This is a genomic window from Fulvimarina fulva, assembly GCF_039652615.1.
Lineage (GTDB): Bacteria > Pseudomonadota > Alphaproteobacteria > Rhizobiales > Rhizobiaceae > Fulvimarina.
On record NZ_JBDJAC010000004.1, the window covers coordinates 255,904 to 267,027 of the forward strand.

Consider the following 11,124-nt stretch of genomic DNA (forward strand, 5'->3'; position numbering starts at 1 on the left):
CCCATGAGACAGGCCCCCACCGAACGGCGCCGTCTCGATTTTTCGATGGCGACGATCAACGTCGTCTTCCTGCTGCTGCTGTTCTTCATACTCAGCGGTACGATCATCGAGCCGATCGAGGCGGAAATCGATCCGGCTGTGACCCGCTCCCTGCCGGTCGAACGTCTGCCGAGGCCCTTGCTCGTTCTTCGGGGCGAGAACGATATCGTTCTGGAAGGCGAAGCCGTTCAACGGTCCGAACTCGCGGGGGCCCTTTCGCAGATCGAGCGGGATGAGGCATTCGAAAGCGGGCGGATCTATGTGCTCTCGTCCCGAACCGTGGCCGCCTCTCTTCTTCTTGACATGGCCTCCGAGTTGAGTGGCCGTGGCTTTGCGGTCTCGCTCGTCACCTTGCGTGACAACCCCGGAGTGAGCCCATGATGACCGACGAGCGTTGGCTCTGGCTTCCGGCCATCGTGACCTCTCTTGCGGTCCACGTGGGTGGTCTCCTTCTCGGCCTCAGCCAGCCGAACGAGCCGGAGGTACCCCCGGCAGAGACTGACTTTGTGATCGATGCAATGCCGCTTGATGTAGTCGACCCCGCAGTCAGCGCCATCGCGCCGGATGCGAACGGGCCGAGCGATCAGCCTTCCACGAACATGGCCGAAGAGAGCCCGAACGCACGGGCAGCCGACGATCTCGAAACAAATGTCGCAACAGCGACAGTTGGCACAGACGTGGCGAGCGACGTCGTCGCCGATCGCGAGCCGGATGCCGCAACGCGACCTGATCGCCCGGACAACGAGACCGCGCTGCAAGCCAGCGAACGGATCGCCGCGCGTCAGGCAACCCAGTCGGCGCCCGGCTCGCGATCGGCTGGTGCGGAGGCTTTAGACGGAGTCACTGTCGTGGAGCGGGTCGGTCAGACCCGGCCTGGTCGGGCCGAAGCGCGTCAAACGCCTGTGCTGGGCGCGGAGCACTCGTCGCCTGAAACCATCGATGCGAGCGAAAGCGAGGCGGTGGTCGCCATGTCGGAGGCAATCCGTTCCGAAATCACCCGGATGATGGCGCCGTTGGCGATCATCGAGCCGATAGCGCCATCACGGGTTTCGCCGGACAGCTTGCCGCGCAACGGCGTTGAAGCGGCGCCGCAAGATGAAGAGGTCGTTCGCCAGGCCCCCGCCGCGAGCCTCCCCGTCCGTCCCAGCGACGGTACCGCCGTCGTGCCGGACGAGGCGGCCGCTGCGCCACCCGTGGAGCTTTTTCCATCCGGTGCGGACGCCATTGCGCCGGAGCGGGCCTTTCGTCTCGGATCGCTTGGAACACAGACCCTGACTCCGCTGGGGCTGCCGGAGAGCGAGGTGCTGGCGGGCGAGGAGGGCGGCGGACCGTCGGCCTCGCCGGATGCAGCCGAGGTCATCCGGTTTATCAAAGGATATGCGACGGGCCGGTGCTTTGCCGCCATGCCGAGCCGGGCAAGCAACGACCGGATCGTCATCGAAGGCCTGTCCAATTCCGCTGCCCGTCTTTCGGACTTCGAAGAACAGATCGCCGCAGCCGTCGATTTTCCACTCACGATCCAGACAGGCCAGATCACCGATGCGCAGTGCCGCGCGCTGTCGTTTCTCACCTATTCGAAGGACTATCCGGTCTCGCAGCTTCGTCTTCAGATCGACCGGCGGAACGTTGCAACCGGAGCCGAACTCTCCGGAAAGATCAGCGGGATCGACGCGCGCAAGCTCACCGTGCTGATCGTCGACGATGAAGGGATCGTCCAGCAGGTGCCTGACCGGTTCTTCTCTGAGCGGAGCGCGGACCAGGCCCGCTTCGTCGTACCGCTCTCAGCAACGGCCGGCCTTTTCGATACCGCGAATATTGCCCTTGCGATCACCACGCCGGATCCGCTGCGGACAGCGCAGGAAGCCGACGCCGCGAATGTGGAGACCTATTTCGAGCAGCTGGCCGTCGAGCTGGCCGAACCCGGCAATGCGAGCAGCGACCTTGCATTCGCGTTCTTCTATATCCGCGGCGCGGGCTTCGAGTGATCGAAGTCATGGCAGATTTGTCGCGGTTTTCGCCTGATTACAGGCAATGGACGACGTGCGGCCTTGACCTGCCGATGGCATTTTCGTTGAACTTTTACGCATGACCTCGCACTCTCCCCGGTGACAGTCCGGGCCGCATTGAGCCGAGACCGATTGGGAAGACCGCATGAAGATCGAACTTCGGATCGACAACTACGATCAGCTGCCGGACGGCGGTCCTGTAACCTTCGTCGCCGAAGACAGAACGTTCGAGATAGGACGCGACGCCTATCGCGACTGGACGCTGCCGGACGACGAGCGCTACATCTCGGGCCGGCATTGCGAGGTGCAGTTCGAAGACGGACAGTACTATCTCGTGGATGTTTCCCGTAACGGAACTTACGTCAACGGCGCGCATCACCGGATGAAGGGTCGCCATCTGCTCGGAGACGGCGACCGGGTGCAGATCGGTCCTTATGTCGTGGCCGTCTTTCTCATGGAGACCGAAGATTACGGCAGGCAATCATCTGCCGCCGCCTCGCCCTTTGCCGGTGACGGCATCTGGGATTTCGGCGGCCCGACGCCCGCTGCCGTCGACCGGCGCGACTTTTTGCCGGCGCGCGAGCGCTCTGCGCGCAATGCCGACCGGGATCACATCGACCTGCCTGTCTACCGGGAGCCGAAGCCCGCTGCACCGGCTCGCAGCTTCGATGGACCCGAGAGCCCGTTTTCGCGCAAAGAGCGCAGCGAAGCATCTCCCTTCGAGCAACGTGAGGCGGAAGAAGACCCGAGGGCGTCGCCGTTCGAGACGCGTGAGCCGATGATTTCCCCTCAGAGCATGCCGCCCGAGAAGCGCCGCATTGAGCCCGCGCCTGCACCTTCGAGGCCGCCCTACAACCAGGCCCCCGATGGCGCGCGGCGCGCGCCGGAGCCGCCGGCCTCAACCAATTCCAGTTTTGTCGAGGCCCTCGCGCTTGCCGCCGGATTAGAGCCGAGTGCGTTGCACGGGCGTTCCGGCGCAGAACTCGGAACGGAGATCGGAACAGTCCTGCGCGAGGTGAGTGAGGAACTCTCCGGGTTGTTGAAGGCACGGGCGGCCGCCAAGGCGATGGCCCGCGCCGAACGCACGATGATCACGGCTGAAAACAACAATCCGCTGAAGATCCTGCCGACAGCGGCAGACGCGCTCCAGATCATGTTCGCAACGAACCGGCCCGGATATCTGGGTGCTCGCGACAGTTTTCGTCAGGCGTTCACCGACCTGAAAAGCCACGAGCTGGCGACCTATTCCGCCATGCAGAAGGCGCTGGCAAAACTGCTCGAGGGCTTGTCGCCCGATGCGATAGAGGCACGAGCTGGCGGCTCGGTGCTTGGGTCGCGTAAGTCGCGCGCCTGGGACATCTTCGTGGAGCGATGGGATGCGAAATCCGAGCCTTACGAAAACGGTATGCTCGACGTTTTCCTTGCCCATTTCGCCGAAGCCTACAATGCTGCCGCGCAAAGCGCGCAGGACCGTGAGAGATAAAATTTAACCTGTGCGTGCCGGGCTCAAATGTATTGACGAAGCGTAAGCGGGCCGGTAGCGTATGCCAATCGTCAGGCACCCTCTTTGGATGGTTTCCATGCACACTTCCGCTCTCAAGGCGCTTTTGATCGCATCCGCAACCTTGCTGTTCGCTGTTCCGCAGGCAAGCGCTGAGCCGGCCTATTCGAAAGCTGAAGTGCTCGATTTCCTCGTTTCTTCCGCCGATCTTGGAAAGGCGCGTGGCATTTGCATCGGCACCGCACAGGAATGCCGTAAGGACGACGTCAAGCCGCGTGGTTTCGACATGATGATCAATTTCAATCTCGATTCGGCCGAGCTGACTGACGAGGCGCTCGAGAACCTCAACGTCTTCGCGAATGCCTTGCAGGATCAGCGCCTGAACGCCGCGACCTTCGTCGTCGAAGGGCATACCGACGCCTCGGGCACCGAAGCTCATAACGATGAGCTTGCTTCGCGCCGTGCGGATTCGGTCAAGTCTTTCCTCCTGTCTTCCGGTGTCTCCCCGGAGCGACTGACGGCGATCGGACTTGGCGAAAGCCAGCCGCGCACGGATGATCCGTATTCGGCGGAAAACCGGCGTGTCGAAATGCGGCTTAAGCTGCAATAATACCGAGAGGCCCTTGAAACCAACGGTTTCATAAGGCCGCCGGGAGCCCGAGCGGCGCCTGAGCCACCCGTCGGGCAAGAGTCGGGCAAGAATTGACCTGCGGGTCATTTCATTTGTCCGGCGGTATAATCGCACCAAAGGCGGGTATATGTTCTTACGGAAGCGTCCCGATCCGGTCTTGTGGTCGGTTTGAGAATAAAATTGAAATCTGCGGCGCGAGGCCATTCTCCTGACAGGTGAATTGTCTCGCGTATTACTTTTGTCCGGCCCATGTTTGCCGGATAACGGGGTGTCAGGGTCTTGCGTTATCAGCATCTCGTCGAGCCGATCGAACCGGACAATGTTTGCGGACCGGATCTCGATGACGAGCTCGACAACGACTATCTGAACTACATGATGCTCGCGGAGGGAAAGCTTCCCACCGCCTATTTCGACAAAGACCGCAATCCCTTTCCTCGCCAATCGATTGATTTCGCCGAAGACATCGAGCCTGCGGCAGCGCTGCTTGAACGCTCCCGCGATCTGCGTCTTCTCTCGCTCGAAGGCCGGCTTCGCATTTTGTCAGGGGACATTTCGGGGTTCTGCGACTGTATTTCTGCCTGTGCGGCGCTTCTGACCGAACGATGGGATGACGTGCACCCCGGCTCCAGTGGCAATCATACGGAACGGCAGTCGGCGCTCAACGGGTTCAACAGCCGCACCAGCGCCTGCTTCCCGCTGATCTTCGCGCCCATCGTTCGCGACAAGCGCAAGGGCGATATCACGCTTCGAATGCACATGCTTGCGACCGGTGCTGCCACCGCACAGGGGGCAGAGCTTGCCCAGGGTGCGCCGGACGAGGCAGAGATCCAGCGCGTCCTATCCGCAGGCGACAATGCGAAAGAGGTGGAGACGGTCCATCAGCGTCTGACCGAGGCGCTTGAGGCGTTCGACGTGATCTACAATCAGATGGTGAACGAGGCCGGTTACGAATATGCACCGGACTTCGACACGATCCGGGAGACGATCGGCGATCTGCTGGAACTGATCGGCTCTGCCCGGAACGACCTCACGCCCACCAATGAGCCGGAGGCAGGCGTGCCGGCCAGCGTCGATGAAACAGCCGAGGTCCCGGACGCCTTATCTCTGAGCGAAGTCGCACCCGTTCGGCCGGCGGCCGCCGCTCCGGGAGCGATCGGCGATCACCGGGACGCCAAGGCGGCGCTGGCGGCGGCCGAACAGTATTTCGCCCGCATGGAGCCATCCGCACCAGCACTCGTGTTGATCCGTCAGGCGAAATATCTCGTCGGGCGACCACTCATCGACGCACTGGTCGCGCTTGTGCCGGACAAGGCCGAGCAGATGGTCATCCTCCTCGATCCCAACCAGAACTTCCTGATCGGAATGGAGCGGCTGCGCGAACTGTCGGACCAGCCGGGCGCGTGGGACGAAGACGGCGCCGGAGGCGGCGATGGCGACGATCCGGCGGACGGCGCTGACGACCAGACGAGCCAGGCCGCCTCCGCCACCGGAAGCAAAGCCTCAGCCCGCCCAGCGGCGAAAACGCGAAACGAAGCGGTCGCGGTGATGACCGAAGTGGAGACCTTCTTCCAGAAGGTCGAGCCGTCCAGCCCCATTCCCCTGCTCATGCGCAAGGCCAAAACCTACATGAACAGGGACTTCAACTACATTCTGCGCGATTTTCTGGAATATTCCCAGCGCGACGACGACTGATCGCGAGGAGTGCGCTCCGCTTGGACCCTGGTCTGGCCTCGCCGTCTTCTTCATGACGCCCGACGCTCTATGTGACGAAGCTTCCACTTCCTTGGAATCGTTACATCGATGCGCGCATTTCTGATCCAGACCTATGACAGGCTCAAAGGCTCTTACTGGTTCTTCCCATCCCTCATGGCGACGATGGCGGCGCTGCTCGCCGTGGTATTCGTCCAGCTCGATTCCATTATCCCCTCGACGTTCTTCGGCAGCAATCCCTTCTTCTATGCCACCCAGCCGGATGGAGCGCGCTCCATTCTGAGTGCGATCGCCGGATCGATGATCGGGGTCGCCGGCACCGTCTTTTCCGTAACGATGGCCGCGGTCGTGTTTGCTTCGAGTTCCTACGGGCCGCGCCTTCTGACGAATTTCATGAACGATCGCGGCAACCAGATTACGCTCGGCACCTTCGTCGCGACCTTCGTCTACAGCATTCTCGTCCTTCGCTCGGTGCGCAATGGATCCGACGAGGCTGCCTATTCCACGATGTTCGTGCCCAATCTCGCGGTTTATGGTGCCATCGCGCTCGCCATCGCCTCGATTGGCGTTCTGATCTTCTTCATTCACCACGTGCCGTCGAACATTCACATCTCCAATGTGATCGCCCGGATCGGCCAATCCCTGATCGCCCGGATCGACATGATGTTTCCGCAGAAGGTCGGCCATCCGCCGGATGCGGACAATCACGAGCACGTTCTCTGGCAGGTGCCCGACTGCTTTCGCTCCGGCGCGGAGGAGCGCCATCCGCCCGACTATGCCGAGGTTCGAGGAACGCGCTCGGGCTATCTTCAGGTTCTCGACCACGAGACTTTGATGACGGCGGCCCAGGAGCATAACCTGATCATCCGCTTGAACTGCCGGCCCGGAACGTTCGTGCATTCGGGGGCCTACATCTTCGATGTGTGGCCCGCCGAGCGGCTCACGGAGGACGCGCGGGATGCGCTTCACTCCGCTCTTGCCCTCGGCACGATGCGAAGCCCGTCTCAGGATCTCTTTTTCTTGATCGACGAGCTTGTCGAGATCGCGGCCCGCGCGCTCTCGCCGGGCGTCAACGACCCCTTTACGGCGACCACCTGCATGGATTGGCTGAGTGCGGCCTATTCGTCCTTCATCGGCCGCGATCAAGTCGACCCTTTGCGAACCGACGAGGATGGGAAGCTGCGTCTGATCGCGCCTTCATTCGATTTCGGCGGCTATCTGGAACAGGGGTTCGGCAATTTGAGACAATATGCGGCCAGCGACCGGATTGCTTCCGTTCACGTCCTGAAGGCGCTCGGCGATCTTCTGTCGGTCGCCGAGCGGACCTCGGAGATCGAGGCCTTGCGCGACCAGAAGACCAAGCTTCTGGTTCTCTCACGCAAGGCGCTGACCGATGCCAATCTTCAAGCGGTCGAGGCCGAGGCCGATGCATTCGATGCGCGTGACCGGCACCCCCGACGGCGCTCGGAGAACAACGCCCACTCGATCGACTGACGGCGAACGGGCGAAAAGGTCGCTTAGACCCGTTCGCCGCGTGAGCGGCCGAGGACGCCGCCGATGACGCTGACGATGGCACCGAGAAGCAGAGCGACGAACGCGGAGAAAGAGGCTCCCGCCACCGATCGAGCGGCCGCGTCCGCAGCCTGTCTCGACGAGCGGACCATTTCGTCGACGGATTTCTGATAGCTGGCGAGCCGTTGCTCGGCGGCCGACTGGGAAAGCCCTCCCGATTGCTGGAGGGCAGCGATGGCTGTCTGACGCTCTGTGTCACTTGCGGTTTCGGACAAGGCAGCGGCGACTGCCGAAGATGTGTCGGCGTTGCCGGCCCCGTTGGCGGGTGCGGCTTCAGCGGGTGCGGCTCCAGCATCCTGGCCCGCCGCCTCGTTGGCGGCGTTTTCGCCCCGTGCAAACCTCAGCGAGCGAAGATCGGCTTCGACGCTGGCCGGCAGGCGCGAGCCGGCATTCTCCGGTCTTGCGAGATCGTTAGCGGCGGTCGACAAGCTCTCGACCGATGCGCCCACGGCACCGAACGCACCGCCGAGGACGGCTGATGCCGTTCCCCCGAGAACCAGAACGACCAAAAGCGTCGCTACCGCCCAGGTGACAAGGCCGTGAAGGATTGCATCGACCTTTTCGGACAGGCCGGCGAACCGGGCTGTCGCAAATCCGCCGATGAGAAGGCCGACGAGAGCTGCGACCAGCGAATATATTCCGGCTGGCGAGGCGAGGGCGGTTACGGACCGGTCCGTGCCGGGGAGGCCGCCGAATCCAAGGCCGAGGCCGAGAAGTCCCAGCATCAGCTGGATCGCAATGGCCAGGATCACGCCGGCGATCACGGCACCCCACGCGATCATGCGCGCACGCCCACCGCTCCCAAGACTACCGCTGCTGCCAGAATAACGTTCTCTGCGATACTCGCCGATTGCCATGCGCCTCTTGCCCACTTTCGCGTTCTGCCCCGGAAAATCGGGATAACACCAACACGAACGTAAGGTACAGGCACTATAATCGTTTCCGGCTCTCGGAAAATCTTCTCAGCTGCGTGGTTACCGCTGTCTTTACGGCCAGTGGCGGCGCTGCCCGGTCCCGTTGAGAGCCGTTCGGCTTGCCCCTCGTGAAGTTGCTCAGCAGTTTTGTCGCTGATCTCGACAAAACGGATTCGATCTGTTAAAGGCCCGCGACCCATTCAAAACCGGACGGCGTTATCGCTGAACGACCGTCCTGACGACCCTTTAGCAGACACACTGGCGGAACCGTCCTTGCAGATCATAGTCCGAGATAACAATGTCGAGCAGGCCCTGCGTGCTCTCAAGAAGAAGCTCCAGCGCGAAGGCGTTTTCCGTGAGATGAAGCAGCGCAGCTTCTACGAGAAGCCGTCCGAGAAGCGCGTTCGCGAAAAGGCCGAAGGCGTTCGCCGCGCACGCAAGGTGGCCCGCAAGCAGGCCCAGCGCGAAGGCGTTCTGCCGGGCCGCAGCCGCTAAGGCGCTTGCGAGCGGAATGCCGGTCTCGGATCGGTATTTCTCCTCGAAGTCCTTGCCATGCGGTTTGACGTGATCCCAAAAGACACGCTGCTTTTCGGCATCAGCTTCTAGCCTCGACAATCCAGACATTCGTTTCAGGCAGCGGTCGATTTCTGTATCGACAGCTGCCTTCTGCGTTGCGCCAATGTCACATTCGCGCTTTCCGTTCCGGTCGCCATCGCGGCCGTCTCCAATTCGGCGTCATGGCCGGTTAGGGACAGGGCTCGTCCTTGATCGTCACCGCATCCGGAGCTCGTTCGAACCGTGAAGCTGCAGCCCGTCACCGTCCGCAATCCTCGCAGTTGCTTCAGGCCGGCCTATGCCATTCTTGCAACGGCACTTCTTCTTACCGGGTGCCAGACCGGCGGTGAGCCCATGGTGAATGCGATTGCGCTCGACGCCAATCAGGGGCTCGATCAGAATATCTCCTCGCTGACCCAGACCGTGAACGCCAATCCGCAGGACCCCGAGGCGTATAACGTTCGCGGCACTGCCTACGGGCGTTCCGGCCAGAACGAGGCGGCGATAGAGGATTTCACGACGGCGATCTCACTGGACCCGAATTTCTATCAGGCCTATGCGAACCGCGCGCTGATCTATCGCCAGACCGGAGAGCGCCTGAAGGCGGTCGAGGATTACAACCGGGCGCTCCAGATCAACCCGAACTATAGTTCGGCCTATATCGGGCGCGGCAATATCTACCGGCTTGCCGGCCGCAACCGGGAAGCGCTCGCCGATTTCCAGCGCGCCATCGACCTCAACACGACCGATCCGCGCGCTTACCATAATCGCGGTCTGCTCTATCAGCTGGACGGCCAGCACGCCCAAGCGATCGAGGACTTTTCTAAGGCGATCTCGCTTCAGTCGAACGCCGCCGAGCCCTATTCCGGCCGCGGCGTCTCCTACCTTGCTCTCAACGACGTGGAAAACGCCGCCACCGACTTCCAGGCAGCGCTGAAACTCGACCAGAGCAAGGCGGAATACTGGGTCAACCAGGCCGTTCTCCTGGAGCGGCAGGGTGACCGCCAGAAGGCCTTCCGCTCCTACGCCAAGGCCGCACAGCTCGATCCGAACTATGTGCCTGCCAAGGAAGGTATGAGCCGAACGCGGGCGTGAGCCGTAAATTCGGCGGCTCTTGCGGTGGCGGAGCTTGCTCGGTCGACGACGTCTCCTTGCAGGATTTTGAACAGGATGGACCAACACACCCATCGGGTTCGACCGACGGAGTTTTTTCGTCATTGTCCAGATCGTCGCTGAGGTCGAGTGCTATTCTGAGGGCTGCCACATGCTGCGCCCGACAGGGATCGTCTTTCAACGCTGCGTAGACGCTTTCATGAAGGTCACAGCCTCGCCGGTTGGCATCCCTGCGACAATGGCCTCGCTTCCGATTGCAATCCTTGCCAAGCTTGCAGCGATAAGACTCGACCGTGGCGTATTGGAAATGACGTTCGTAGTCATTCCACTGCGTCCAGTCGCCGGATGATGCACCGTCCCAGTAAAGCGTATGGGTGAAGAGACGGCTGAGAACGGTGAATCTTGCAGGCCGTTTCATTCTGACTTCAAAGTCTCTGATGCCGAAGCCGAAACCGGGCTCTCTGAGATCGCGGCGTCGCGAGATTTCCGAAAATCCTTGCTGTTCTTTCTTGCTGATCAGCCGTTCGGCCGAAAGGCCGGCCGTGGGCCCGGAAACAAAGTCTCCCCAAAAGATGTGCTTTAGCGGATCGTAGATGTTGGTCCATCGCGTCGCGACGAACATCGATGCGTGCTGCGGGCGAAGGCGCTTGCCGCGTCTGCGTTCCGTGGCGTCGGGGAGGCGGAGCTTATAAGCTGAATAAGCGGTCGCCAGACATGACGGGGCCGGCTTTCCGCTAGAAGCGGTTCCGTGGCAAACGGAGGCTGGAGCCATGTCGTCGGCTTCGCGCTGGAAACCTTTGGAGGCGAATTCCAGGTCTGTAACCTTTGGATTGCGTACTTCGCCATTCGGTTCCACGATCAGTCGGAATTCCGATGATTTTGTCTCGTGGGGACAACCGGTGTGGAGAATTGGGGCTGAGGCGAGGGGCGGCGATATGGGCAGCTGCCGATCGCGTACAAGTTCGGCAAGCGCGATGTGATCGCGCGCGAGCAGAAACTCGCAGTGGGTGAGTGGGCTGCCCAGGGTCACGAAATCAGAAATGCGCCAGACAAGCGGAATATCTTCCAGGGAGGCGCCGGTCT

General features: G+C 61.7%; 9 protein-coding genes. 8 read left to right on the forward strand and 1 reads right to left on the reverse strand.

All coding sequences use genetic code 11. The features are described from left to right. Positions 1-3: 3 nt before the first annotated feature. The 6 genes from ABDX79_RS08230 to ABDX79_RS08255 all read left to right on the forward strand — a co-directional run bounded on the left by ABDX79_RS08230 (position 4) and on the right by ABDX79_RS08255 (position 7,381). Positions 4-420 (forward strand): biopolymer transporter ExbD, encoded by a 417-nt coding sequence (locus tag ABDX79_RS08230; RefSeq protein WP_346219793.1) that lies wholly within the window; start codon positions 4-6, stop codon positions 418-420. After that, a complete protein-coding gene (locus ABDX79_RS08235) occupies positions 417-2,024 on the forward strand; it encodes a hypothetical protein (RefSeq protein ID WP_346219794.1) in 1,608 nt (535 codons plus the stop codon). The genes ABDX79_RS08230 and ABDX79_RS08235 overlap by 4 nt, the downstream gene beginning before the upstream one ends. A gap of 166 nt (positions 2,025-2,190) precedes the next feature. Next, the gene (gene tagH, locus ABDX79_RS08240; protein ID WP_346219795.1) at positions 2,191-3,528 is read left to right on the forward strand and encodes a type VI secretion system-associated FHA domain protein TagH; all 1,338 of its coding nucleotides are present in this window, start codon (positions 2,191-2,193) and stop codon (positions 3,526-3,528) included. 97 nt (positions 3,529-3,625) lie between these two features. Further along, a complete protein-coding gene (locus tag ABDX79_RS08245; protein WP_346219796.1) occupies positions 3,626-4,156 on the forward strand; it encodes an OmpA family protein in 531 nt (176 codons plus the stop codon). 300 nt (positions 4,157-4,456) lie between these two features. Continuing rightward, positions 4,457-5,869, forward strand: coding sequence for a type VI secretion system protein TssA (locus ABDX79_RS08250; RefSeq protein ID WP_346219797.1), 1,413 nt, complete (start codon positions 4,457-4,459; stop codon positions 5,867-5,869). Positions 5,870-5,977: 108 nt separating this feature from the next. Next, a complete protein-coding gene (locus tag ABDX79_RS08255) occupies positions 5,978-7,381 on the forward strand; it encodes a DUF2254 domain-containing protein (protein ID WP_346219798.1) in 1,404 nt (467 codons plus the stop codon). A 23-nt stretch (positions 7,382-7,404) separates the two neighbouring features. Here ABDX79_RS08255 and ABDX79_RS08260 read toward each other — a convergent pair whose 3' ends face one another. After that, positions 7,405-8,241 carry a hypothetical protein gene (locus tag ABDX79_RS08260; RefSeq protein ID WP_346219799.1) on the reverse strand — a complete coding sequence of 279 codons (837 nt, stop codon included), beginning with the start codon at positions 8,239-8,241 and terminating at the stop codon, positions 7,405-7,407. Between the two features lie 405 nt (positions 8,242-8,646). Here ABDX79_RS08260 and rpsU point away from each other — a divergent pair, with 405 nt between their 5' ends. Continuing rightward, on the forward strand, positions 8,647-8,868 hold the full coding sequence (rpsU, locus tag ABDX79_RS08265; protein WP_346219800.1) for a 30S ribosomal protein S21: 222 nt from the start codon (positions 8,647-8,649) through the stop codon (positions 8,866-8,868). Positions 8,869-9,171: 303 nt separating this feature from the next. Further along, complete coding sequence (locus ABDX79_RS08270; protein WP_463671135.1) at positions 9,172-10,023, forward strand: tetratricopeptide repeat protein; 852 nt, start codon at positions 9,172-9,174, stop codon at positions 10,021-10,023. The last annotated feature ends 1,101 nt before the right edge of the window (positions 10,024-11,124 follow it).

Bases quoted from the DNA above. Each gene is read 5' to 3' on its own strand.
- ABDX79_RS08230 (WP_346219793.1), top strand. From the start codon at position 4: ATGAGACAGGCCCCCACCGAACGGCGCCGTCTCGATTTTTCGATGGCG.
- ABDX79_RS08235 (WP_346219794.1), top strand. From the start codon at position 417: ATGATGACCGACGAGCGTTGGCTCTGGCTTCCGGCCATCGTGACCTCT.
- tagH (WP_346219795.1), top strand. From the start codon at position 2,191: ATGAAGATCGAACTTCGGATCGACAACTACGATCAGCTGCCGGACGGC.
- ABDX79_RS08245 (WP_346219796.1), top strand. From the start codon at position 3,626: ATGCACACTTCCGCTCTCAAGGCGCTTTTGATCGCATCCGCAACCTTG.
- ABDX79_RS08255 (WP_346219798.1), top strand. From the start codon at position 5,978: ATGCGCGCATTTCTGATCCAGACCTATGACAGGCTCAAAGGCTCTTAC.
- ABDX79_RS08260 (WP_346219799.1), bottom strand. From the start codon at position 8,241: ATGATCGCGTGGGGTGCCGTGATCGCCGGCGTGATCCTGGCCATTGCG.